Source organism: Sphingomonas sp. 320_CC, from assembly GCF_059691795.1.
Genome location: NZ_JCAWAE010000001.1, coordinates 235,556 through 260,753 on the forward strand (window position 1 = coordinate 235,556; position 25,198 = coordinate 260,753).

At 67.2% G+C, this 25,198-nt stretch carries 19 protein-coding genes and 1 tRNA gene; 12 read left to right on the forward strand and 8 right to left on the reverse strand.

Features of this window, described 5'->3' with window-relative positions; translation table 11 throughout:
* Positions 1–50: 50 nt before the first annotated feature.
* A complete protein-coding gene (locus tag AC59GX_RS01120; protein ID WP_426282686.1) occupies positions 51–1,502 on the reverse strand; it encodes a DcaP family trimeric outer membrane transporter in 1,452 nt (483 codons plus the stop codon).
* Between the two features lie 155 nt (positions 1,503–1,657).
* Between AC59GX_RS01120 and acs the strand changes: the two genes are divergently transcribed.
* The gene (gene acs, locus AC59GX_RS01125) at positions 1,658–3,613 is read left to right on the forward strand and encodes an acetate--CoA ligase (RefSeq protein ID WP_497300630.1); all 1,956 of its coding nucleotides are present in this window, start codon (positions 1,658–1,660) and stop codon (positions 3,611–3,613) included.
* Positions 3,610–4,233, forward strand: coding sequence for a response regulator transcription factor (locus tag AC59GX_RS01130; RefSeq protein ID WP_133029685.1), 624 nt, complete (start codon positions 3,610–3,612; stop codon positions 4,231–4,233). Before acs ends, AC59GX_RS01130 begins: the two co-directional genes overlap by 4 nt.
* A gap of 323 nt (positions 4,234–4,556) precedes the next feature.
* Here the strand turns inward: AC59GX_RS01130 and AC59GX_RS01135 are convergent, their stop codons facing one another.
* On the reverse strand, positions 4,557–7,841 hold the full coding sequence (locus AC59GX_RS01135) for a hybrid sensor histidine kinase/response regulator (RefSeq protein WP_497300632.1): 3,285 nt from the start codon (positions 7,839–7,841) through the stop codon (positions 4,557–4,559).
* 232 nt (positions 7,842–8,073) lie between these two features.
* Between AC59GX_RS01135 and AC59GX_RS01140 the strand changes: the two genes are divergently transcribed.
* The 4 genes from AC59GX_RS01140 to AC59GX_RS01155 all read left to right on the forward strand — a co-directional run bounded on the left by AC59GX_RS01140 (position 8,074) and on the right by AC59GX_RS01155 (position 14,123).
* Positions 8,074–8,147, forward strand: a tRNA-Gly gene (locus AC59GX_RS01140).
* A gap of 193 nt (positions 8,148–8,340) precedes the next feature.
* The gene (locus AC59GX_RS01145) at positions 8,341–11,544 is read left to right on the forward strand and encodes an efflux RND transporter permease subunit (RefSeq protein ID WP_426282680.1); all 3,204 of its coding nucleotides are present in this window, start codon (positions 8,341–8,343) and stop codon (positions 11,542–11,544) included.
* Entirely contained in the window at positions 11,537–12,724 is a 1,188-nt protein-coding gene (locus AC59GX_RS01150) for an efflux RND transporter periplasmic adaptor subunit (RefSeq protein ID WP_426282678.1), read from the forward strand. The genes AC59GX_RS01145 and AC59GX_RS01150 overlap by 8 nt, the downstream gene beginning before the upstream one ends.
* Positions 12,711–14,123: an efflux transporter outer membrane subunit gene (locus tag AC59GX_RS01155; protein ID WP_426282676.1), complete on the forward strand. Its 1,413-nt coding sequence runs from the start codon at positions 12,711–12,713 to the stop codon at positions 14,121–14,123. The genes AC59GX_RS01150 and AC59GX_RS01155 overlap by 14 nt, the downstream gene beginning before the upstream one ends.
* Before the next feature lie 22 nt (positions 14,124–14,145).
* Here AC59GX_RS01155 and trmB read toward each other — a convergent pair whose 3' ends face one another.
* Complete coding sequence (trmB, locus tag AC59GX_RS01160) at positions 14,146–14,826, reverse strand: tRNA (guanosine(46)-N7)-methyltransferase TrmB (protein ID WP_133018484.1); 681 nt, start codon at positions 14,824–14,826, stop codon at positions 14,146–14,148.
* A 65-nt stretch (positions 14,827–14,891) separates the two neighbouring features.
* Here trmB and AC59GX_RS01165 point away from each other — a divergent pair, with 65 nt between their 5' ends.
* The 4 genes from AC59GX_RS01165 to AC59GX_RS01180 all read left to right on the forward strand — a co-directional run bounded on the left by AC59GX_RS01165 (position 14,892) and on the right by AC59GX_RS01180 (position 17,968).
* Entirely contained in the window at positions 14,892–15,716 is an 825-nt protein-coding gene (locus tag AC59GX_RS01165) for a formate/nitrite transporter family protein (RefSeq protein ID WP_426282674.1), read from the forward strand.
* The gene (locus AC59GX_RS01170) at positions 15,716–16,345 is read left to right on the forward strand and encodes a phosphatase PAP2 family protein (RefSeq protein ID WP_426282672.1); all 630 of its coding nucleotides are present in this window, start codon (positions 15,716–15,718) and stop codon (positions 16,343–16,345) included. Before AC59GX_RS01165 ends, AC59GX_RS01170 begins: the two co-directional genes overlap by 1 nt.
* Positions 16,346–16,487: 142 nt before the next feature.
* Positions 16,488–16,772 carry a lipoprotein gene (locus tag AC59GX_RS01175; protein WP_426282671.1) on the forward strand — a complete coding sequence of 95 codons (285 nt, stop codon included), beginning with the start codon at positions 16,488–16,490 and terminating at the stop codon, positions 16,770–16,772.
* A gap of 119 nt (positions 16,773–16,891) precedes the next feature.
* The gene (locus AC59GX_RS01180; RefSeq protein ID WP_426282669.1) at positions 16,892–17,968 is read left to right on the forward strand and encodes an AI-2E family transporter; all 1,077 of its coding nucleotides are present in this window, start codon (positions 16,892–16,894) and stop codon (positions 17,966–17,968) included.
* Between the two features lie 292 nt (positions 17,969–18,260).
* Here AC59GX_RS01180 and metK read toward each other — a convergent pair whose 3' ends face one another.
* Positions 18,261–19,478 carry a methionine adenosyltransferase gene (metK, locus tag AC59GX_RS01185; protein WP_136189180.1) on the reverse strand — a complete coding sequence of 406 codons (1,218 nt, stop codon included), beginning with the start codon at positions 19,476–19,478 and terminating at the stop codon, positions 18,261–18,263.
* Between the two features lie 58 nt (positions 19,479–19,536).
* The gene (gene lnt / locus AC59GX_RS01190) at positions 19,537–21,069 is read right to left on the reverse strand and encodes an apolipoprotein N-acyltransferase (RefSeq protein WP_426282667.1); all 1,533 of its coding nucleotides are present in this window, start codon (positions 21,067–21,069) and stop codon (positions 19,537–19,539) included.
* Between the two features lie 370 nt (positions 21,070–21,439).
* On the opposite strand from lnt, the gene AC59GX_RS01195 reads away from it, so the two are divergent.
* On the forward strand, positions 21,440–21,859 hold the full coding sequence (locus AC59GX_RS01195; RefSeq protein WP_426282665.1) for a VOC family protein: 420 nt from the start codon (positions 21,440–21,442) through the stop codon (positions 21,857–21,859).
* A gap of 9 nt (positions 21,860–21,868) precedes the next feature.
* Positions 21,869–22,171 carry a polyhydroxyalkanoic acid system family protein gene (locus AC59GX_RS01200; RefSeq protein WP_136189183.1) on the forward strand — a complete coding sequence of 101 codons (303 nt, stop codon included), beginning with the start codon at positions 21,869–21,871 and terminating at the stop codon, positions 22,169–22,171.
* 2 nt (positions 22,172–22,173) lie between these two features.
* On the opposite strand, the gene AC59GX_RS01205 is transcribed toward AC59GX_RS01200, so the two are convergent.
* The 3 genes from AC59GX_RS01205 to AC59GX_RS01215 are packed head-to-tail and all read right to left on the reverse strand — an operon-like array spanning position 22,174 to position 24,928.
* The gene (locus AC59GX_RS01205; protein ID WP_426282663.1) at positions 22,174–22,692 is read right to left on the reverse strand and encodes a biliverdin-producing heme oxygenase; all 519 of its coding nucleotides are present in this window, start codon (positions 22,690–22,692) and stop codon (positions 22,174–22,176) included.
* A complete protein-coding gene (locus AC59GX_RS01210; protein ID WP_426282661.1) occupies positions 22,689–22,877 on the reverse strand; it encodes a YbdD/YjiX family protein in 189 nt (62 codons plus the stop codon). Before AC59GX_RS01210 ends, AC59GX_RS01205 begins: the two co-directional genes overlap by 4 nt.
* Entirely contained in the window at positions 22,874–24,928 is a 2,055-nt protein-coding gene (locus AC59GX_RS01215; protein ID WP_497300635.1) for a carbon starvation CstA family protein, read from the reverse strand. The genes AC59GX_RS01210 and AC59GX_RS01215 overlap by 4 nt, the downstream gene beginning before the upstream one ends.
* Positions 24,929–25,198: the final 270 nt, after the last annotated feature.

Here is a 25,198-nt window from a genome sequence, read left to right on the forward strand (position 1 = left end):
CACCTTCGGCGACACCTCCCCCTTGCGGGAGAGGATCGTGAAATCATGCGCTAGAACGAGTACCGCGCCGCAAGCTCGCCGCGGTCCATCTTGCCGACCTGCCCGTCGACCAGTTCGCGCTCGGCGTGACGGAATTCGACGCCGAGATCGATGTTCTTGATCGGCGAGTAGAACAGGTTGGCGGATGCGCTCCACGCCGAGTCGCTCGCGCCGACGGGCTCGCCGCCGGTCGGGTAATCGATCGACTGGACGCTGCCGATGAAGGTCGAGCGCAGCTTGTCGGTCCAGCCTAGCTTCAACGCCGCGAACCCTGCGGTCAGGCTCGGCGTATACAGCCGCGCGCCGACCACCGGCACGAACACCGCGTCGGGGGCGAGATCCAGACCGACATAGCGCCCGATGCCGTCGCCGTGCGTCACCATGAAGCGGATATCCGAGCGGCCCTTAGTATCAAGCGGCACCTTGCCCGCGAACGACACGCCCCAGCCGGTGGCGCTGTCCTTGAGCGCACCCGTATCGATCGTCAGCTGGCGCGCGAGGCCAGCCAGCGAGAACTCGCCGAACTCGGTCTTGTAGTTCAGCCGTGCGGTGACGTCGGGCAGGCGATCGTCGGCATTCTCGACGATCGTCGCCGAAGCCAGACTGGTCGATGCCGTCTCCGGATTCTCCGCCGCGACCGACAGCGACAGCGTGTCGTTGAGCTTACGCGTGTAGCGGATCTGCGCCTGGCGGACGAACACGGTGCCCTCCGACGGTCCGATGAAGTCGGTCGTCTCGGGCAGCGCACCGATATACTGGAAGTTGGTCCACTCCTGCCCGAACAGCCAGTTATCGAACGTGAAGAACGCACGGCGCAGGCCCGGGTTGTAACCGTTGACGACGCGCTGGTTGCCTTGAGTCCCCGGCACGACCTGGAAATCGACTTCGAGCAGACCCTTCAGCGTATGCCCGGCGATCGGCGTTTCGGTGCCCAGTACGATGCGGGTCTGCTTGGCGTGTGCCTCGACGCTGTTGCCTTCGTTGCGGCCACCGACCGGGGTCATGCTCGGGAAATAGAAATCGCGACCGACCGACTCGGGGGCAATGTTGCCACCGCTGTACCGACTGACCGATGCCCAGGTCTTGATGAAGCCGTTGAGCTTGACCGTCGTCCCGGCGACCTTGAACCCGTCGGTCGATGGCGCCGCGCCCGGTGCCTTCGCTTCGGCAAGCGCGGTCGGCGCGGTCGGGCCCATCGGCGCGGTCGGATGCAGATCGTTCGGCGCGGACGCGACCGCGGTCGGTGCGGAGGTCGATGTCGCCGGAGCAGCAGGCTGGGGCGCGGTCGCCGCCGTTGCCCGCGCCGCGTTCAGCTCGCCGCGCAAATCCTGCACCGCCGCCTCCAGCGCCTTCAACCGCGTCTCGAGTTCGACCTCACGCGCGGTCTGCGCCTGCGCCATGCCCGGCACCAGCGCGGTACCAGCCAACAAGGCCGTCAAGGCCAGCCGTTTCGTAAACGCCATACGTGTCATCCCCGTCTCTGCTCTCTTCCACTGATCTGACGCGTGGATAGCAGCGCCGTCATCATGGCGCATTGCGAACCTGCGTCCATCCCTTACTTTGGTTAGGGATGATCGCCCGAACACGACCGCGTACAGCGCGGCAAAAGGAGAGCCAGATGACCGAGGCAAGCTATCCCGTCCCCGCGGAATGGGCGAAGGACGCCCTGATCGACGCCGCCGCCTATGACCGGATGTATGCCGAGGCCGCGACCGATCCCGACGCGTTCTGGGCGAAGGAGGCCAAGCGCCTCGACTGGATCGTGCCGCCGACCAAGATCAAGGATACGTCGTTCGACGAGAGCGACTTCCACATCCGCTGGTTCGAGGACGGCCAGCTCAACGTCGCCGCGAACTGCGTCGATCGCCACGCCGACGCGCACCCCGACGCGGTCGCGATCCTGTGGGAAGGCGACGACCCCGCCGACGACCGCAAGATCAGCTATGCCGAACTCCGCGACGAAGTGTCGAAGCTCGGCAACGCGCTGAAGGCGAAGGGCGTCAAGAAAGGCGACCGCGTCACGATCTACCTGCCGATGATTCCCGAGGCGGCGTTCGCGATGCTCGCCTGCGCGCGGATCGGCGCGATCCATTCGGTCGTGTTTGGCGGCTTCTCGCCCGAGAGCCTGTGCAACCGCATCCACGACTGCGACAGCCGCATCGTCATCACCGCCGACGAAGGCCTGCGTGGCGGCAAGACCGTGCCGTTGAAGGCAAACGTCGATGCAGCACTCGACCACGGCGATCTCGCGGTCGAGACTGTCATCGTAGTCCGCCGCACCGGCGGCAAGGTCACCATGACCGAAGGCCGCGACTGCTGGTATGCGGAGTGCGTCGAAGGCCAGTCGACCGACTGCGCACCCGAGCCGATGAACGCAGAGGACCCGCTGTTCATCCTCTACACCAGCGGCTCGACCGGCCAGCCCAAGGGCGTGCTCCACTCGACCGGCGGCTATCTGGTGTGGGCGTCGATGACGCACGAATACGTCTTCAACTACCGCCCCGGCGAGATCTTCTGGTGCGCGGCGGACGTCGGCTGGGTCACCGGCCACACCTATTCGCTGTACGGCGCACTCGCGAACGGCGCGACCACCGTGATGTTCGAGGGCGTGCCCAACTATCCCGATCACAGCCGCTTCTGGCAGATCGTCGACAAATACCAGGTCAACGTCCTCTACACCGCACCGACGGCGCTGCGCTCGCTGATGCGCGAGGGCGACGACTGGGTGACGCGCACCAGCCGCAAGTCGCTGCGCTTGCTCGGCTCGGTCGGCGAACCGATCAACCCGGAAGCGTGGAACTGGTATCACAATGTCGTCGGCGACGGCCGCTGCCCGATCGTCGACACCTGGTGGCAGACCGAGACGGGTGGCCACATGATCTCGCCACTGCCGGGCGCAACCGCACTCAAGCCCGGCAGCGCGACCAAGCCGCTGTTCGGCGTGATGCCGGAACTGGTCGACGCCGACGGCAAGGTGCTGGACGGCGCGGTCGAGGGTAACCTCGTCATCGCCGACAGCTGGCCCGGCCAGATGCGGACCGTGTGGAACGATCACGAGCGCTTCTTCCAGACGTATTTCTCGACCTATCCGGGCAAGTATTTCACCGGCGACGGCTGCCGCCGCGACGAGGACGGCTATTACTGGATCACCGGTCGGGTCGACGACGTCATCAACGTCAGCGGCCACCGCATGGGCACCGCCGAAGTCGAGAGCGCGCTCGTCGCGCATTCGAAGGTCGCCGAAGCCGCGGTCGTCGGCATGCCGCACGACGTGAAGGGCCAGGGCATCTACGCCTACGTCACCCTGAACGCGAACGCCGAGCCGAGCGAGGAATTGCGCAAGGAACTCGTCCAATGGGTCCGCCGCGAGATCGGGCCGATCGCGACCCCCGACATCCTGCAGTTCGCACCCGCGCTGCCCAAGACGCGCTCTGGGAAGATCATGCGCCGCATCCTGCGCAAGATCGCGGAGAACCAGCTCGACCAGCTCGGAGACACCTCGACGCTCGCCGATCCCGCGGTGGTCGACGCGCTGATCGCCGGCCGCGAGGAGGCTATTCCCGTACCGGCATGACGCGCACGATCCTCATCGCCGACGATCACCCGCTGTTCCGCCAGGCGCTAAAACTGGCGGTCAGCCGCGCTGCGCCCGACGCGGTGGTGATCGAGGCGGGGCAGCTCTGCGAAGCGGTCGATGCGGTGCGGGGGGCGGAACGGCTCGACCTGATCCTCCTCGACCTGCGCATGCCGGGCTCGGAAGGGTTCGCGGGTGTCGCGCTGCTCCACGCCGAACGCCCCGATACGCCGATCATGGTGATCTCATCGGCCGACGAAGCCGAAGCTGCACCCCGTGCGAGGGCCTATGGCGCAATCGGCTTCGTCTCGAAAACCGCCGACCTCGCCACGCTGGAAAATGCCGTAGCCCGAGCTCTCGCCGGCGAACGCGACGCGCCGATCGAAGGTGCCTCCGTCGATGACATGGCGACGCGTGTTGCGAGCCTCACCCCAACCGAACTTAAAGTCCTCCTCGGCGTCCTGGCCGGCCGCCTCAACAAGCAAGTCGCGTTCGACCTCGGCATCTCCGAAGGCACGGTCAAAGGCCACATGACCGCCATCCTCCGAAAACTCGGCGTCCAGAACCGCACGCAAGCCGTCCTCGCGGCGCGGGCAATGGACATCCACTTCGCGGACTAAGGCAGATCATGCCACTCGGACAAGACCCAGTCCGCAATCCAACGGCAGCACATAATTCCTTGTTCTCCCGCGAAGGCGGGAGCCCAGTCTGGATCCCCGCCTTCGCGGGGAAACATGCCTTGCTCGAAAGGTCGAATACTGACTGGTTCCGACAGGCAGCCACTCCGGCTGAATGCTGCCCCCATTTCAATCCTCCCCCGCCAGGGGGAGGTGGCGCCGAAGGCGACGGAGGGGGCGGCCCCCACAACGCCCGTTTCCCTATCCTCCCCCTCCGTCTGGCAAGAGCCAGCCACCTCCCCCTTGCGGGGGAGGATCGAGAAGCCTCAACTTCCCAGCGCCGCGGCAGCAGACGCATCCTCGATAAACCGCCACAAATCCGCCGGCACCACCGGCTTAGTCAACACCACCAACCCAACACAGCGCGGATCCTCCGCAACCGCACGATCCGCCGTCACCAGCGCGATCGCCGGCGCCGGCACCATCGCCCGCAACCGCGCAACCACATCCAGCCCATCCTCCGCTTCGTCCAAGTGGAAGTCGACCAGCGCCACATCCGGCTCCTCGTCCGCCGCCAGTTCCATCGCCTCGGCGATCGTCGCCGCCAGCAACGCAACGCACCGCCGCGCCCGCAACGCCGCATCGAGCGCCGCGAGGATCGTCGCATCATTGTCGAGACACAGCACCCGCAAGCCCGGCACCAACGCACGGCTCGCCAGGGGCGTCGGCAACAAAACGTCCAGCCCGGCCGGCGCCAGCGGCACCCGCACTGCAAACGTCGTCCCCCGCCCCAATTCCGACCGCAACTCCACCGCCGCCCCGAGCAACCGCGCAATCCGCCGCACGATTGCCAGCCCCAACCCGACGCCACCGCCCGCGCTTCCCTTGCTTTCCAGCCGCTCGAACTCCTCGAAGATCCGCTCGCGGTCCCCAGCCGCGATCCCCGGCCCGTTATCGCGCACCTCGATCAGCACATCGTCGCCCCTGCGCCGCGCGCCGATCCAGATCCGCCCATCCGCCGAATAGCGCACCGCGTTTGACAGGAAATTCTGCAATATCGAGCGCAACAGCGACCGATCCGTCGCCACGCTGAACGCCCCCGGATGCGCCGCCAGCACTAGCCCGCGCTCACTCGCCAACGGCCGGAACTGCACCGCCAGCTCGTCGATCAACGCCCCCAGCGCAAACCGCTCGACCTTCGGAACGACGCCCCCCGCATCGAGTCGCGACACGTCGAGCAGCGCGCGCAGCAACGTGTCCGCCGACCCGATCGCACCATCGATCGCGCGCACCAGTTCCGCCTGATGCGGCGCCCTGTCTTCCGCAAGCGCCGCGCAGAACAGCCGCGCCGCGTGCAATGGCTGCAACAGGTCATGGCTCGCCGCCGCCAGGAACCGCGTCTTGTCGCGCGTCGCGGTCTCGGCGATCGCGCGCGCCTCGCCGAGCATGTGGTTCGACCGCGCCAGGTCCTGCGTCCGCGCCGCCACCCGCGCCTCGAGATCGGCCTGCGCCTCCTTCTCCGCCGTGATGTCGGTGAAACTCTGGACGTACCCGCCGCCCGGCATCGGCCGCCCGACCATCTTGATCCAGCGCCCCGATGGCCGTTGCCGCTCGAAACTATGCGGCGTGCCGCGCGCGAGGTGCGCCACCCGCCGCCCGACATGCGCCGCGATATCGCCTGCGATGCCTTCGCGCTCGGCATTGTAGCGGATCAGGTCGGCGATCGAGCGCCCGACCACGACATAGCCTTCGGGATAATCGAACATCTCGACATAGCGCGGATTCCACGCGACCAGCCGCAAGTCCGCATCGATCACGCTGACCCCCGGGTCGATCGTCTCCAGCGTCGCCGACAGCAGCGTGCGCGAGAACCGCAGCGATCGCCCGCGCTGATCGAGCAGGCGCACCACGTCGCTGACGTCGATCGCCGACCCGGCGATACTCGACGCGACGATCTTCCGCGCCGACGGTGCGCCGATCACGCCTGCGATCAGCCGCTCGGCGGTGCGCGCGGCGGGGCCATCGATCGGCGCGCGGAGATCCACCGACGCCACCCCGATCGCCTCCGCCTCGCCGTCGCCAACGAACCGCGCGACCAGCATTCGCAATTCGGCCAACGTGGTGACGTGGTCGAGCGCAGCGTTCCCCCGATGCCGCTCGCGCATGTGAAGCCCGGCCATCAGCGCGACATTGACGCCAAGGCTCCACACCGTCCCGTTGACCAACGGCGAGCCGATCCGCCAGCCAAGCAATGCGTCGGGATCGAGCCACCCCCGCGTGAACTGCGCCAGCGCCGGCCCAACACCCTCGCCGATCGACGGCAGCAACAGGCAGTAGATCCAGACGATCACGCCTCCGATCAGCCCGGCGCGTGCCGCCGTATGGTTGGCGAAGTTCCACCCCACGCTTGCGATCAATGCAGGCGCGAACTGAGCGACCCCGGCGAACGCGATCAGCCCGATCGACGCAAGCGGCAGGTCCGCGCCGAGGCTCCGTCCATACACCAGCGCGACCGCGACGATCGCCGCGATGATCACCCGCCGCACGCGCAGCATCCGTCGACCAAGCTCGCCTTCGCCCGCCTCGCCGTGCCGCCGAAGCAACAGCGGCGCGAGCAGGTCGTTGGTCGCCATCGTCGACAGCGCGATCGTCTCGACCACCACCATCGCCGTCGCCGCCGAAAACCCGCCGAGAAACGCGAGCAGCGCGACGAGGTGATGTCCCTGCTGCAAGGGCACCGCCAGCACGTACAGATCGGGCTCGGCATCGCCCGGCAACAGCGTCATCCCGGCGAGCGCCAGCGGCAGCACGAGCAGCGAGATCACTATCATGTACGCGATGAACGGCCCGCGCGCTTTGGCGACCGGCTCCGGACCCTGCGCTTCGATCACCCCGACATAGAATTGCCGCGGCAGGCACAGGATCGCGAGCGCCGACAGCAGCGTCCGAACCCAGAAATCGGACGTCAGCGCGTCCCAGGTGAAGCCGGACCGAAGCCGCGCCATCGGCGGCGCCAGCATCTCCGCCGGCACGTCGGCGAGCAGCGCCACCGTCACCACCCCGAGCACCACGAAACACAACAGCTTGATCAGCGACTCTGCCGCGATCGCCGCAACAACGCCGGGGTTGCGCCCGGCGACCTCATACCGCCGCGCGCCGAACACGATCGCGAACACCGCGAGCAGCAACGCGACGAGCGTGCCGACCTCCGCCGAACTCCCCACGCCCGCGATTGCGCCGAAACTCAGCGTCACCGACCGCAACTGCAGCGCGATATACGGCACCGACGCGAGCAACGCCGTGCCAGCGACGATCGCCGCGGTTCCCCGGCTCCGCCCATAGCGCGCGGAAATGAAGTCGGAGATCGAACTCGACCCTTCCTCGCGCGCCAACCTTACCAGTCGCGCGAGAAACTTCGGCGCGAGCAGGAACACCAGCGCCGGACCGAGATAGATGGCTAGGTAATCCCATCCCCGCGTCGCCGCCGTGCCGACCCCGCCGAAGAACGTCCAGCTGCTACAATACACCGCCAGCGACAGCGGATAGGCGATCCGCTGGAGCCGCGCCGACAGCCCGCGCCGGTCGACGATCCAGGCGATCCCGAACAGCAACGCGCCATAGGTCAGGATCGCGACGATGACACTTGGCCCGACGATGGCAGCGCTCCGGTTCAGGATTGAGCGGACGATCTAGCACAGGACGCGCGCCCGTCGTCGACCGGTATGTGGCGCGCCGCGACGGCTAGCGGCTTGCACCGATCACCCGCCCGCGCTATCGCCGCACCGCTCCCGGGTTGGAACACTACCGGGAGCCTGCTTGGAAACCCAACGGTTTCAATAGCATGCGGGTATAGTACAATGGTAGTACAGCAGCCTTCCAAGCTGAATACACGGGTTCGATTCCCGTTACCCGCTCCAACCCCCGACCGAAATCGTCGAACCGCACCAGCTGTGAGTATCACGCGTGCGTTCGCGGACATCACGGTAGAAACGTAAGCAACATTGACCCTTGCATTTCCCTGCTGCGCTGCCGCAAAGGGGAATCGTCGGGCAGGTCTGGCGGCTCCGGGAGTCGCCACCAGTCGTGCCGCGTTCGGATTGGAGTTTCTCCGTGATCGGTATCGTCAGGGTCGCCTTATCGCGCCCGCTCACCTTCATCGTCATGGCCATCCTGATCGCGGTCGTCGGCGTGCTCGCGGCCGTGCGGACGCCGGTCGACATCTTCCCCGACATCAAGGTGCCCGTGATCGCCGCGGCCTGGACGTACCAGGGCCTGTCGCCCGACGACATGGCGGGGCGCATCATCACCCCGTACGAGCGGGTGCTGTCGACCACCGTCAACGACATCGACCATATCGAGAGCCAGTCGATGCCGGGCATCGGCGTCGTGAAGATCTATTTCCAGCCAGGCGCCGACATCCGCACCGCCACCGCGCAGGTCACGTCGGTGTCGCAGACCGTGCTGCGCCAGTTGCCGCCGGGCGTCACCCCGCCGCTGATCCTCAACTACAGCGCCTCGACCGTGCCGATCCTGCAGCTCGCGCTGTCGGGCGTCGGACTGTCCGAGGGCAAGCTGTTCGACACCGCCGTCAACCAGATCCGTCCGGGCCTGGTCACCGTGCCGGGGGCGGCGATCCCGTATCCGTCGGGCGGCCGCCAGCGTCAGGTCCAGATCGATCTCGACCCGCAGGCGCTGCAGTCGAAGGGCCTGTCCGCGCAGGACGTCGGCCTCGCGATCGCCGCGCAGAACCAGATCAACCCGGCCGGTTTCGCGAAGATCGGCGGCTTCCAGTATAATGTCCGCCTCAACAACGCGCCGGGCTCGATCGACGAGCTGAACAACCTGCCGGTGAAGGTCGTCAACGGCGCGACGATCTACATGCGCGACGTGGCGCATGTCCGCGACGGCAGCGCGCCACAGACCAACGTCGTCCATGTCGACGGGTCGCGGTCGGTGGTGATGACGATCCTCAAGAACGGATCGACCTCGACACTGGCGATCGTCCAGGGGATCAAGGATGCGCTGCCCGCGATCCAGGCGACCTTGCCCGACAGCCTCAAGATCGTGCCGATCGGCGACCAGTCGCTGTTCGTGAAGGCGGCGGTCGAGGGCGTCGTCAAGGAAGGCGCGATCGCCGCCGCGCTGACCAGCCTCATGATCCTGCTGTTCCTCGGATCGTGGCGCTCGACCGTGATCATCGCGATCTCGATCCCGCTGGCGATCCTCGCCGCGATCATCGCGCTGTCGGCGACCGGCCAGACGCTGAACGTGATGACGCTCGGTGGCCTCAGCCTCGCGGTCGGCATCCTGGTCGACGACGCGACGGTGACGATCGAGAACATCAACTGGCATCTGGAGCAGGGCAAGAGCGTCCGCCAGGCGATCCTCGACGGCGCCGCGCAGATCGTGACGCCGGCGTTCGTGTCGCTGCTGTGCATCTGCATCGTGTTCGTGCCGATGTTCTTCCTGCCGGGCGTCGCGGGCTTCCTGTTCGTGCCGCTCGCGCTGTCGGTGGTGTTCGCGATGATCGCGTCGTTCGTGCTCTCCAGGACACTGGTGCCGACGATGGCGATGTACCTGCTCAAGCCGCACGCGGGCGACGTCCATGCTGCAGGAACGCCGACCTCGCGCAACCCGCTCGTCCGGTTCCAGCGCGGTTTCGAGGCGCGGTTCGAACGGTTTCGTGGCGGTTATGGCCGGTTGCTGGAACGCGCGCTAGCGACCGGCAAGCCGTTCCTGCTCGGCTTCCTCGCGGTGGTCGCGCTGTCGATGCTGCTGATCCCGTTCCTCGGCCAAAACTTTTTCCCCGCGGTCGATGCGGGCCAGATCACGATGCACGTCCGCGCGCCGATCGGCAGCCGGATCGAGAGCACGTCGGCACAGTTCGACCGGATCGCGCGTCGCGTCCGCCAGATCATCCCCGCGAACGAACTCGTGTCGGTGGTCGACAACATCGGGCTGCCGGTCAGCTCGATCAACGCGACCTACAACAACTCCGGCACGATCGGTCCGCAGGACGGCGACATCCTGATCCAGCTCGCGCATGAGCACGCACCGACCGCCGATTACGTGCGCAAACTGCGCGAGACGCTGCCCGGTGCGTTCCCCGGCGCGACCTTCTCGTTCCTGCCCGCCGACATCACCAGCCAGATCCTGAACTTCGGTGCGCCCGCGCCAATCGACGTGCAGATCACCGGCAAGGATGCGGCGGGCAACTACGCCTACGCACGGACGCTGTTGCGCAAAATCGCGGCGATCCCCGGCGTCGCCGATGCACGCATCCAGCAATCCGCGCGCTACCCGGAACTGCGCGTCAACATCGACCGCAGCCGGATCGGGCAGTTGGGCCTCACCGAGCGCGACGTCACCGCCAGTGTCGGATCGTCACTCGCCGGCACGATCCAGACCGCGCCGGTCTATTACCTCAACCCAGAGAACGGCGTGTCGTACAGCGTCGTCGCGCAGACCCCCGAATACCGCGTCGGCTCGATGAGCGACCTGTCGAACATCCCCGTCACCGGCACCAATGCGGGCGGTACGTCGCAGGTGCTCGGCGGGCTTTCAACGGTCGTCCGCGGCACCTCGCCCGCCGTCGTCTCGCACTACAACATCGCGCAGGCGATCGACATCTATGCGACCCCCAACGGCCGCGATCTCGGCGCGGTGGCGGGCGACATCAAGCGTGTCCTGGCCGATGCGAAGGCCTCCGCACCGAAGGGCACGACGGTCGCGTTGCGCGGCCAGTATGCGACGATGAACAGCGCGTTCTCAGGCCTGTTCTTCGGGCTGATCGGCGCGATCGTGCTGATTTACCTGCTGATCGTCGTGAACTTTCAAAGCTGGCTCGATCCGTTCGTCATCATCACCGCGCTGCCCGGCGCGATCGCGGGGATCGTCTGGATCCTGTTCCTGACCGGAACGCCGCTGTCCGTGCCAGCCCTGACCGGCGCGATCATGTGCATGGGCGTCGCGACGGCCAACGCGATCCTGGTGGTGAGTTTCGCGCGCGAGCGACTCGCCGAACTCGGGGATTCTCACAAGGCGGCGATGGAGGCGGGGATGACTCGCTTCCGCCCGGTGCTGATGACCGCGCTCGCGATGATCATCGGCATGTTGCCGATGGCGATGGGCTTCGGCGAGGGCGGCGAGCAGAACGCGCCGCTCGGCCGCGCGGTGATCGGCGGGCTGATCGTCGCGACGTTCGCGACGCTGATGTTCGTGCCCGTCATCTTCAGCCTCGTGCACCGCAAGGACGCAGAGCGCGCCGCCGCCAAAGCCCGCCGCGACGAGATTTTAGAGGAAGCGCATGTCTGAGATCGTTCATCCGGATCCCGTCGCCACCGAGCCGAAGCGCGGGTCGCTCAAGAAAGTCGGCATCGTCGCGGCGGTGATCGCGCTGGCGCTGGTGGCGTTCGGCATCTTCACGCGGCACCGCTCGGACTCGCAACTCGCGACCTGGACGACCGCACAGTCGACGCCGATCGTCACCGTGATCCGCCCGACCGCCGAGGGCGCGAGCGACGCGCTAACGCTGCCGGGCAACGTCCAGGCGTATAACAGCGCCGCGATCTATGCGCGGACCACGGGCTATATCCGCAAATGGTTCGTCGACATCGGCGATCCGGTCCGCGCCGGCCAGACGCTCGCCATCCTCGATGCCCCCGAAGTCGACCAGCAGGTTGCCGCCGCGCAGGCTGATCTCCAGACCGCGCGCGCCAACCGGTCGCTCGCCGCGTCGACCGCGACCCGCTGGCGCGATCTGCTCGCCAAGGATGCGGTGTCGAAGCAGGAGACCGACGAGAAGATCGGCGACCTCGCCGCCAAGTCCGCGATCGCCAACGCGGCGTCCGCCAACGTCCGCCGGCTCGGCGCGTTGCAGGGCTTCACCCGCCTGACCGCGCCGTTCTCGGGCGTCGTCACGAGCCGCTCGACGCAGGTCGGCGCACTGGTGACCGCAGGGACGGCCGCGTCCACCCCGCTGTTCACGATCGCCGACGTCAACCGGATGCGGATCTACGTCCGCGTGCCGCAGGCCTATTCGGGACAGACCCGGCAGGGGATGCACGCGACGCTGACCGTGCCCGAATATCCGGGACGCGCCTTCGACGTGACGCTGACCCGCAGCGCCGACGCGGTCGATCCGCAGTCAGGCACCGTTCTGGTCGAGTTGCAGGCGGCGAACACCGATCGTGCGCTGAAGCCGGGCGCCTATGCGCAGGTCAAGTTCCCGGTCGGTGCGGGCGGCACCGGCGTACGGCTGCCGTCGAGCGCGCTGGTGATCGGCGCGAAGGGCACGCAGGTCGCGGTCGTCGGCAGCGACGGCAAGGCGCATCTCAAGACGATCACGATCGGCCGCGACGATGGCGACAGCGTCGCGATCAGCGCAGGGCTCAGCGCCAGCGATCGCGTGATCGACAGCCCGCCGGACTCGCTCCAGACCGGCGACCCGGTCCGGATCGCGCCTTCGACAGGACCGGCCCGTGCGAAGCGCTAGGCTGGGTATGGCGGCGGCGGCGGCAAGCCTGGCCGGGTGCTCGCTCGCGCCGCCGTACAGCATCCCGCCGAGCCCGGCCGCGGCGGCGTACAAGGAACTCGGACCGCAAGGGCAGGGGCCCTGGCAGCCAGCCGCCACCGACACGTCGCTCCCCGCTGCGTGGTGGACCGCGTTCGACGATCCGACGCTGACCGCGCTCGAAGCGCGGATCGAGGCGGGCAATCCCGACCTCGCTTCCGCCGTCGCCCGCTACGATCAGGCGCGCGGTCTGCTCGGCGAGTCCCGTGCCGCGCTACTGCCGTCGATATCGGTAGGGGCCGACGGCGGCCGTTCGCGCGTATCCGCCGGCCGGCCGCTCTCTCCGGGTAACGCCGCGACCTACAACAATCTCTCGGTCGGCGCGTCGCTGGCGTACGAGATCGACCTGTTCGGCCGCGTCCGCAATTCGGTCCGCGCCGATGCCGCCTCGGCGCAGGCCAGCGCACAGGACGTCGTCGCGGTTCGTCTCGCGCTCCAGGCGTCACTGGCGGATTCCTATTTCCAGATGCGCGGTCTCGATGCGCGTACGGTGTTGCTGCGCCAGACCGTCGCGGCGTTCCAGCGCGCCTACGACCTCACCGATACGCGCCACACCGGCGGCATAGCCTCGGGAATCGACGTCAGCCGCTCGGCCGCGTTGCTGTCGAGCGCACGCGCGGAACTGTCGGCGGTCGCCGGCGCACGCGCGGCGTTCGAGCACGCGATCGCGGCGCTGGTCGGCGAGACCCCCTCGACCTTCGCGATCCCCGTCGCGGACACGTTGCAGCGTCCGCCCGCGATACCCGTCGGCGTACCCTCGACACTGTTGCAACGCCGCCCCGACATCGTCGCGGCCGAGCGCCGGATCGCCGCCGCCAACGCCCAGATCGGCGTCGCCCGCGCGGCCCAATACCCGTCGCTCACGCTAGGCGGCTCGGGCGGGTTCGAGGCGGGCAACGGCAACATCCTCCGCGCCTCGAACAGCTTCTGGGCACTCGGGCCGCTATCCGCCGCGCTCGCGATCTTCGACGGCGGGGCACGGCGCGCCCGCGTCCGCATCAGCCGCGCGCAATATGACGAGGCGGCCGCATCCTACCGCTCGACCGTCCTCACCGCCTTCCGCGAAGTCGAGGACGACCTCGCTCGTTCGCGCGCGCTGGTGGATCAAGAACGCGACCAGCTGGCCGCGACCCGAGCCGCCGAACGCACGCGTGATCTCGCGCTCATCCGCTACCGGGACGGCGCTTCCGACTATCTCGACGTCGTGACCGCACAGACCGCGGCGCTCGACGCGCAACGCCTGTTGCTGGAGGTGCAGAGCACGCGGCTACAGATCGCGGTCGACACCGTCCGCGCGATCGGCGGCGGTATCGCGACCTGACTATCGAACCGCCGCCGCGGGGTCAGACCCGCAGGTAGCGATAATACCAGACCTCGTGACCCTGCCGCCGCGCCTTGCGCTCGTACCGCGTCTCGGGCCAGTCGTCGGGACGGGTCAGGAAGTCATGCGGCGTTTTCGCCTGCCATTCGAAGTCTCTACGTGCGCTCATGATCATCATCGACCACCGGCAATAGGTCGGGTCGTCGGTACCAAGCCGAAATTCCGCGCCGGGCTTCAGCTTGGCGGCGATCGTGTCGAGCGGGCCGTGGTTGACCATGCGGCGCTTGGCATGGCGCGCCTTCCGCCAAGGATCGGGATGCAGCAGGTACAGCCGGTCGAGGCTCGCGTCGGGCAGGCGTTCGATCACCTCCAACGCATCGCCCATGTGCAGCCGGACGTTGGTCAGTTCGCCGTCGCGGATGTGCGCCAGCGCACCGACGACACCGTTGAGGAACGGTTCGCAGCCGATGAAGCCGACGTCGGGGTTCATCGCGGCCTGTCCCGCCAGATGCTCGCCTGCGCCGAAGCCGATCTCGACGTGCAGCGGGCGGTTGTCGCCGAACAACGTCATCGCATCGATCGGCCCTTCTTCGGGCACCGACAGGTCGGCGAGCGTTTCCTCGACGAGCGCGGCTTGGCCGAGGCGCAGCTTGTGGCCCTGGCGACGGCCATAGAGGCGGCGGATAACAGAAGGATCGTTCATCGCCGCGCGCTCTAGCGGGCGATTGCGCCGGAGCAAAGCGCGACGCGGACCGTTGCACTCTCGTAATGGTCGATAACGCTTCCAATCCGCCCGGCGAAGACGTCGAGGATCTCAAGGCCGCCGATGCGCAGGACCTGCACAAGGCGGTTCGCGAGGAGGGCGAGGAAGAACTCGATCGTCCGGTATCGTCGCTGTTCTTTTCCGGGCTCGCCGCGGGCATGGCGATCGCCAGTTCGCTGATCGCGGAAGGCGCGCTGCACCACGCGCTGCCCGATACGCCGTGGCGGACGATCATCGTCTCGCTCGGCTATCCGATCGGGTTCCTGGTCGTGATCCTCGGGCGGATGCAGTTGTTCACCGAGAGCACGATCACCGCGATGTTGCCGCTGGTGACCAAGCCGTCGGGCTGGGCATTGCGGCGCACCTTGCGGCTCTGGAGCGTGGTGCTGGTCGCCAACCTCATCGGGACGGCGCTCGCCGGCGGGATGATCGCGGCGGGCCTGCTCGGCGGCAGCGAGCTTCGTACCGCGATGATCGAGGTGTCGATGGCGATCACCGAACTCTCGCCCGGTGCGACGTTCGTCAACGCGGTCCCGGCCGGGTTCATGATCGCGATCCTCGCCTGGTCGCTGCCGAATGCGCGCGAACAGTCGTTCCTCGTGATCGTCGCGATCACCTATGTCGTCGCGATCGCCGCGTTCAGCCATTCGATCGTCGGATCGGTGGAGGCCTGGCTGCTGCTGTTTTCGGGTAAGGTTGGCGTCGCCGAGGCGCTCGGCGGCCTGATGGTGCCGGCGATCCTCGGCAACTTGCTGGGCGGTGCGGGGTTGTTCGCCTTGCTCGCGCATGCACAGGTGCGCGGTGAAATGGACGGACAGGGCGAAAATTGATGGGCAAGACCAAGGACGCCGCGAAGGCCGTCGAGAAGGCGGACCGCAAGGCGACGCACAAGGCCGCCGAGCACCGCGACCAGCCGCTGGTCAAGGCGACCGGGTTCCTCGCCGAGATTGGCGACCAGCCGCAGCTCGTGGCGACGTCGATCGGCACGGTCGTGATCGGCCTGATCGCGCGCAGGCCGGACGTGATCCGTGGCGGCGTGCGGATGCTGGCGGCGCATGCGGCGGCGACCTTCGTCAAGTCGGCGATCAAGGCGTCGGTGGACCGTACCCGCCCGGAAAAGGCGATCGAGGACGGCAAGGCGCGGTTCGAGCCCGGCAAGAGCGACGATCACGACCAGACCTCGTTCCCGTCGGGTCACACTGCCGGCGCGGTCGCGGTTGCGCGTGCTGCGTCGCGCGACATCACGGGCGCCGGTGGTCCGGCAGCGTTGATCTCCGGCGCCGTCGCGGCGGCGCAACCCGTGAACGGGAAGCATTACCTCTCCGATCTCGTCGTCGGCGCCGCGGTCGGCTGGATCGCCGAAGCGCTCGTCAGCGCGGTCTTCGACCGGGTCGCGCCCGTGGTCGAGACTGCGGTGGCCAGCAAGGCGCCCCTGCTGATCGAGCATGCCAAGGCCTGAGCGGTTTGACGCAACCCGAGTGTTACCCGTTGACCACAGATTGCGGCGAAATCGATATTTGTAAGGATCGGCAAGGGGATAGCGGAACCGTTACGCCCGCGTGACGGTTGCCACCGCATCGTAACCAGAACGGACTATCCCCATGAAGAAGCTTTCCATCGCCGTCACGCTCGCCGCCATGGCCGTCTCGCTCGCAGCATGCGGCGGCAAGGGCGATGACAAGCTCGGCAGCCAGGTCGAGAAGGCCGCGGACAACCGCGCCGATGCACTCGAAGCGACCGCCGACAATCTCGAAGAGCAGGCCAAGGCAGTCCGCAAGGACGGCGATCGCCAGTCGGACGCGATCGACGACGCCGACGTGAACGCGCTGGCGATGCCGCAGGCGCAGAAGGACGCACTGGTCAACGGCAGCGAAAAGCTCCGCTGATCTTCTAGGCGCACACCAGCGCCGGCGTCTTGGCCGCCTTCCGGTACACACCGGGGGGCGGCTTTGACGTTTTGAAAGGACCGGCTCGACCGGCCGCTATTATGACGGGGGACACGGCAATGATCGACAGGCGTCGACTGGAAACGGGGGGCTTCATCACCTTCCTGGTGGCGATCACGATCGCGTTGTGCGTAGTCGTGTCGTCGTTCGCGGCGGCGTTGCTGTGGAGCGCGCTGGCAGCGATCCTGTTCCAGTCGCTGTACCAGTGGCTGCTCAAGCGCTGGCCCGACCGCCGCAATCTCGCCGCCGCGCTGACGTTGCTAATCATCTTCGTCGCGGTGATCATCCCGACGCTGTTCATCGGCAGCCTGATGATCGACCAGTCCGCCTCGGTCTATGCGAAGCTGCAAAGCGGCCAGATCAACTTTGGCGCGTATTTCCAGCAGATCCACGATGCGATGCCGAACCGGATCCAGGGTGCGCTGGACAAGGCCGGGCTCAACAGCTTCGAACAGGCGCAGTCGCGGGTGTCCAACATCCTCGGCAACAGCGTCCGCTCGATCGCGGGGCAGGCACTGTCGATCGGCCGCAACGCGGCCGCGTTCCTGCTGTCGTTCGGCGTCGGTCTGTACGTGACGTTCTTCCTGCTCCGCGACGGCGACAAGGTTGGTCCCGCGATCCGCCGCGCACTGCCGTTCGAGCATTCGGTGGCGGCGAAGCTGGTCGACAAGTTCGTCGCGGTGGTGCGCGCGACGATCAAGGGATCGGTGATCGTCGGGCTCGTCCAGGGTGCGCTTGGGGGCCTGACCTTCTGGATCGTCGGCGTGCCGGCGGCCCTGCTCTGGGGCCTGCTGATGGCGCTGACGTCGCTGCTGCCTGCGCTCGGGCCTGCGATCGTGTGGGTGCCGGTTGCAGTGTACCTGCTGGCGACGGGCGCGATCTGGCAGGGCGTGGTCGTGATCGTCTCGGGCGTGGTGGTGATCGGTCTTGCCGACAACATCCTTCGGCCGATCCTGGTCGGGCGTGACACCGGCATTCCTGATTATATCGTGCTGGTGACGACGCTGGGCGGGATCGAGGTAGTCGGGCTAAGCGGTATCGTCGTTGGCCCGCTGGTCGCGGCGCTGTTCCTGACCGCGTGGCAGATCCTGACCGAGCAGCGGCATGCCCAGATTTCCCCCGTTCGTCCCGAGTAGCTGCCGAGCCTGTCGAAGCAGCGTATCGAAGGACAGCTTGGCAAGCGGAACGCGACACGTCCTTGATAACCCTCTCCCCCCGGGGAGAGGGAGGGGCCCGCACGGCGAAGCCGGGTGGGAGGGTGAGGGGGAGTGAGGCTCGGACCCTCTCCCCCAAACCCCTCACCCTTCCGTCGCCAAGCGGCTCCTCCCTCCCTCTCCCCGACGGGGCGAGGGACTGGAAGATCAGCTAAAAAAGCCTCCCGAGGACTGGTCCGCGGGAGGCTTTTTCGTAACCCCAAAGGCGTCGCTATCAGGCGACGGCAGCCTTCAGCGCATCGACCAGATCGGTCTTCTCCCAGGTGAACGTATCACCCTCTGGCTCGCGACCGAAATGCCCATACGCCGCCGTCTTCTTGTAGATCGGCGCGTTCAGCTTCAGGTGCTCGCGAATGCCCTTCGGCGTCAGGCGAACGAGCTTCGGCAGGACCGCCTCGAGCTTGGCTTCCTCGACGGTACCGGTGCCATGCGTGTCGACATACACCGACAGCGGCTCCGCAATTCCGATCGCATAGCTCAGCTGGATCGTGCAACGACGCGCGAGGCCGGCAGCGACGACGTTCTTCGCCAGATAGCGTGCCACATAAGCCGCCGAACGATCGACCTTCGTCGGATCCTTACCCGAGAACGCGCCGCCACCATGAGGCGCCGCGCCGCCGTACGTATCGACGATAATCTTGCGACCCGTCACACCAGCGTCGCCATCGGGGCCACCGATCTCGAACTGGCCGGTCGGGTTGATGTAGATCGCGGTCTCGTCGGTGATGAAACCGTCGGGCAGCACATCCTTGAACACGCCCATGACATAGTCGCGCAGCACGGCGTACTTGGCGGGATCGGCGTTGTCGCCCTTCTCGCAATAGCCCGGCGCGTGCTGCGTCGAGACGACCAACGCAGTCGCGCCGACCGGCACTTCGTTCTCGTACGACAGCGTGACCTGGCTCTTCGCGTCGGGCTCGAGGAACGGCGCGGCACCCGAGTGGCGATCTTCGGCCATCTTGGCGAGGATCTTGTGGCTGTAATACAGCGTCGCGGGCATCAGGCCGGGGGTCTCGTCGGTCGCATAGCCGAACATGATGCCCTGATCGCCGGCGCCCTCGTCCTTGTTGCCGCTCTCGTCGACGCCCATCGCGATGTGCGCGGACTGGCCGTGGAGGTTGTTCTCGAAGCGGAAGGTCTCCCAGTGGAAGCCCGACTGCGCGTAGCCGATTTCCTTGACCGTGTTGCGGACAGCCGCCTCGATCTCTTCGAGCACGCCGTCGGCCCACTGGTCGTTCTCGTAGATGCCCTTGCCGCGGATTTCACCGGCGAGGACGACGAGCTGCGTGGTCGTCAGCGTCTCGCAGGCAATGCGTGCCTGCGGGTCCTTGGCGAGGAACAAGTCGACGATCGTGTCACTGATCTGGTCGGCGACCTTGTCGGGATGGCCTTCGGAGACCGATTCGGAAGTGAAGAGGAAAGACTTGCGCATGCGGGCCTCTTTGCCATGCTCTGGAGCGAGCGTCATATAAGGAAAGCTTTATATGACCCTAGCGCTGGCGACGGCGCAGGGCAACCGCAGTGACGAGCATGAGTATGGCGACGATCGCCGCCATCGCGTTGCCGACGCGCGAGAACAGCGTGGGAGGCAGCGCGGACGGCATTGGCTGCTCGATCGCACCGGCGGTCTCGTGCGGGACGGTCGCGACGAGGCGACCATCGGCAGCGATGATCGCGGAAATACCGGTCGGCGTGGCGCGAAGGATCGGCAGCCCTTCCTCGATCGCGCGCATCCGGGCCTGGGCGAGATGCTGCGGCGGACCCCATTTGCCGAACCACGCGTCGTTCGAGGGATTGAAAAGGATGCGCGGACGATGCGCGCGATCCACGACCTCGCCCGAGAAGATGATCTCGTAGCAGATCTGCATCCCGATCGAACCGAAGCCCGGCAGCGTCAGGTTCGCAGGGCCCTTGCCCGAGGTGAAGTCGATGTCGCCGGGGACGAGCCGCGCAAGCCCGAGCGGCTTCAGCAGCCACGGCATCGGCAGATATTCGCCATACGGCACGAGGTGCGCCTTGTCGTAGCGGCCGCGCAACCGCGCTTGTGCGTCGAGCGCGAATACCGAGTTCGCCGCGCCCGAGATCTGATCCTTGGCGTTGAACTCGAGCGCAGTGCCGCCGATCAGCAGGATGTCCTCTGGGCCCAGCAACCGCGCCATGCGGCGGCGGAGGTAGAGCGGGCTCGACCAACCATAGGCGTAGAACGGGTAGCCATCCTCGACGTAGTCCCGGACTACGCCCTCGGGCCAGACGACGAGGCGCGGGGTGGTGCCACCTTGGCCACTAAGCTTTTCGAGTGCGGAGAGCACGCGCTCGCCGTCGGTCTCGCTGCGGTCTTCCTGGCCGATATCGGGCTGGACCACGCGGACCAGAGGCGTGCCGGGGGCGGGGGGCGGCGCATTCGTCCAGAGCGCGGACAGTGCGGCGAGGCCGAGCGCTGGAAGGGCGACGGCTGGCAGTGTCCAGCGCCGTACCGCGAGCATCAGCAACGCGCCCGCGGCAAGGATCGTCACTCCCGACAGGGCGTAGGTCCCGATCCATGCGGACAGCCGCGCGACGCCGATCGCGGGGAGCCAGACGACACTCAGCGGATCCCAGGCATAGCCGGTGAACAGCGTCGCGCGGAGCCACTCGGTCGCGATCCAAACCGCGGCGAAGACGAACACGAACGTCGCGTCGGGGGTGCCGGGCCGTCGTGCGATCCGCCATGCCAAGCCTCCTGCAAGCATCGGGAACACTGCCAGATACAGCGCGAGACCGACTGCCGCGAAGTACCCGAGCACCGGCGGCATCGCATCCTGAAAGTCGAACGCGTGCTGGAACCAGTTGTTGTTCACGGTGAAATGCCCGACCCCGAACACCCACCCGCGCCACAGTGCGCTGCGCAGGGTCTCTGCGTCGTGGACAATCTTCATCCACACCGCGAACGCGATCAGCGTTAGCGGCCAGAGATCGAGCGGAGCGAACCCGGTCGCGGCAAGCGCACCGAGAACGAGGCAGGCGAGGGCGGGGTAACGGTTCACGCTCGCGCTATGGCGTGGCGGAAGGGGCCGGGCAATGTCTTAGCCTTGGTCGGGCCTTCACCCGTCGAGAAGGGAGCACGCGGCCTCCCGATATGCCCCACCCCGGCGAAGGCCGGGGCCCAGGTGGAAAGGTGATAATAACGGAGCGCGAACCTTCGTCAGCGACGTCCCTCAACTGGGCCCCGGCCTTCGCCGGGGTGGTGCAGTGTATGAACGGCGCCCACGACAAACCTTGTTCTCCCGCGAAGGCGGGAGCCCAGTCTGGGCTCCCGCCTTCGCGGGAGAACAAGGAAGGGCTGTCCCACGTACCGCAGGCAAAGCTCATAAACCCAAGGGTGACGAACCGGATCGCCCGATCTATCTTCCCCAAATGACCCTACGCCCCTTTCACCTAGCCTTCCCGGTCCACGACCTCGCCGCCGCACGCACCTTCTACGGCGCCACCCTCGGCTGTCGTGAAGGCCGCTCCAGCGACCACTGGATCGACTTCGACCTGTTCGGCCACCAGATCGTCGCGCACCTCGACCCCTCAGCGAAACCCGTCGCGGTCGAGAACGCAGTCGATGGCCACGCCGTCCCGGTCCCGCATTTTGGTGTAGTGCTGACGATGGACGACTGGACCGCGCTGTCCGAACGCGTCACCGCAGCCGGTGTCCAGTTCGGCATCGCGCCGTACATCCGCTTCAAGGGCGAGCCTGGCGAGCAGGCGACGATGTTCTTTCTCGATCCCAGCGGCAACGCACTCGAGTTCAAGGCGTTCGCCAACGACGACATGATTTTCGCGACTTAAGGAATAGACATGGGCACCCCCATCACCGTCGACGTCCCCCATCAGCTCGGCAAGACCGCGGTCCGCGCGCGGCTCGACGGCGGGATCGGCAAGATCAGCGACAAGATCCCCGGCGGGTCGGTGACCGAGCAGCGCTGGGAGGGCGATACGCTGCACTTCACCGTCCAGGCGATGGGCCAGACGATCGCGAGCGCGGTCACCGTGTTCGAGACCAACGTCCACGCGGTCGTCGACCTGCCCGGCATCCTCGGCCTGTTCGCAGGCAAGGTGCAGGACATGATCCGCAAGGAAGCCCCAAAGCTCCTGCGCTGACCTCAGGCAGGCGCGCGTCGATACAGGTCGAACGCCGCCTTTGCGCCGACGATGGCCTGCTCGATCCAGGCTTCGTCGGCAGGCTCGTCATCAATCGCGGCGAGCAAGGCGCGCCATTCGCCGGACAGATGCTTCGCCCCGAGATAGGCCGAGGGCATCCCTTCGGGCACCGACCGCGACAACATGATGCCGCCGAGCCGCGACCCCTCGACAACATACATCGCGCCCCAAGCGGCGGCCGTGCTCGCAGGGACGTCGAACGTCATCGGCGCGGGCATATCCTCACCCAGCGCGGCAAGATCCTCGGCCAGCGCTGCCCTCCGCGACCGAACCGCCGCCAGCCCCGGAATCGCGGCCAGCCAAGCCTCGACCGCCGGCAACGCCTTGGCATGCGCGATCAGGAACGCACGATAGTCGGCCGCGTCGGTCAGGTCATAGCGCCCGAACCCTGCATCGACCGCATCGTGATCGCTCGCGGTTGCCGCGCGCAGGCGGGCGACCGTGGTATTCGCCTTGGTCAACAGCAGCGTCCCCCACCCTTGCTGCCATAGCGCGCCTCTTGCCGATCGCGGAAGAACGCGCGTTCGTCCATCGGTGCGTGGTCCGGATGCCGCTCGGCCATGTGCTGGCAATAGGCCGCGTAGGACGGCACGCCAACCATCAGCAGCGCGGTCTCACGAACCTTGGCGTAGAGTGTCCGGATCATTCTGCGGCCACCAACTGCGGCGGGACTTCGGTCACCGTCGGCCGGTCGATCTTCAGCGCCGTCAGACACGTGCGGATGCCGAAGAACACGATCGACAGCACCACCGCTAGGAACAGCGCGCACAGCCCGGCGTCGATCCGGTCGTTGAACACGATCCGCTGCATCTCCGCCATCGTCTTGGCGGGCGCAAGCAGTTCGCCCCGCGCCGCCGCGTCCGAAAACTTGGAGGCATGCGCGAGGAAGCCGACCTTCGGATCGCTCGCGAACAGCTTCATCAGCCCGGCGGTGATCGTGCACAGGCACAGCCATGCGGCGGGCAGGATCGTCACCCACGCGTACCGTTGGCGCTTCATCCGGAACAGCACGACCGTCGCCAGCACCAGCGCGACCGCCGCGAGCATCTGGTTCGAGATACCGAACAGCGGCCACAGCGTGTTCACGCCGCCCAACGGGTCGGTAACGCCCTGGTACAGGAAGAAGCCCCACGCGATCACGCAGAGCGCGGTCGCGATCAGCCCGGGCACGATCGCCGAGGCATTACGGAACGACGGCACCGCGAGCCCGATCAGGTCCTGCAGCATGAACCGCCCGGCACGCGTCCCCGCATCGACCGCCGTCAGGATGAACAGCGCCTCGAACAGGATCGCGAAGTGATACCAGAACGCCTTCATCGCCTGCCCGCCGACGAGGTGGCTGAAGATCTCCGACATCGCCACCGCCAGCGTCGGTGCGCCGCCGGTGCGTGAGACGATCGTGGTCTCGCCGACGTCCTTCGCGGTCTGCGCGAGCAGCTCGGGCGTGATCGGGAAGCCCATCGCCGTCACCGCGGTCGCCGCGGAGGCGAAGTCGGTACCGACCACCGCCGCCGGGCTGTTCATCGCGAAATACACGCCCGGATCGAGGATCGACGCGCCGACCAACGCCATGATCGCAACGAAACTCTCCATCAGCATCGCGCCATAGCCGATGAACTGCGCGTCGCCTTCGCTGGCGATCAGCTTCGGCGTGGTGCCGCTGGCGATCAGCGCGTGGAAGCCCGACACCGCGCCGCATGCGATCGTGATGAACAGGAACGGGAACAGCCCGCCCGACCAGACCGGGCCGCTACCGTCGATGAACGGGGTTAGCGCCGGCATCCGCAGCGGCGGGGCGACGACGGCGATGCCGATCGCCAGCGCGACGATCGCGCCGATCTTGAGGAAGGTCGACAGGTAATCGCGCGGCGCGAGCAGCAGCCACACCGGCAGGACCGACGCGACCGCGCCGTATCCCACCATCAGCACGCAGAGCTGCACCGGCGTCAGCGTGAACAGCGGCGCGAGCGTCGGCGAGGCGGCGACGGTGCCGCCATAGACGATCGCGGCAAGCAGCCCGATGACGCCCAGCACGGAGACTTCGCCAACCTTCCCGGGGCGGATCCAGCGCGTATAGATGCCCATCAGGAACGCCAGCGGGATCGTCGCGGCGACGGTGAACAGCCCCCACGGGCTCCCGGCGAGCGCACGCACCACGATCAGCGCGAGCACGGCGAGGATGATGACCATGATCGCGAACGCACCGATCAGCGCGATCACGCCGGGAACCGCACCCATCTCCATGCGGATAAGCTCGCCGAGCGACCGCCCGTCACGCCGCATCGAGATGAACAGGATCATGAAGTCCTGCACCGCACCCGCGAGGACGACGCCGGCGAGGATCCATAGCGTGCCGGGAAGATAGCCCATCTGCGCAGCGAGCACCGGCCCGACCAGCGGTCCGGCACCGGCGATCGCGGCGAAGTGGTGGCCGAACAGGACGTTGCGGTCGGTCGCGACGTAATCGAGGCCGTCGGCGCGGCGAAGCGCCGGGGTAGGCCGCGACGGATCGAGCTGCATTACATGCCGCGCGATGTAGCGCGCGTAGAAGCGGTACGCGATCAGCTGGACGGACACGGCGGCAGTGACGATCCACAGCGCGTTGACATGCTCGCCACGCCCGAACGCGACGACCGCGAGCGCGCAGGCCGCGAGCAGGGCCAGTGCGCCCCAACCGATCTTCTCGCGTAAAGTCATAGCGTTCGCCCTCCCGTGCGGTCCGTTCTGCGCGGCATCGCGTATTCGGGGGGCGAGCGCTAGCCTAGATCGAGCTGCGCACCGCCGGTGATGCTTCACCCCGGCGAAGGCCGGGGCCCAGTTGGAAAGGTCGGAGTAACGGAGCGGAGAGCGTCGTCATCACTGTCCCCCAACTGGGCCCCGGCCTTCGCCGGGGTGGAGCCGATGGTTGGTGATAAGTAATACGGTTCTGGCAAACTCGTCGGAATAGCGAGCTGATTAAAGTGCCGC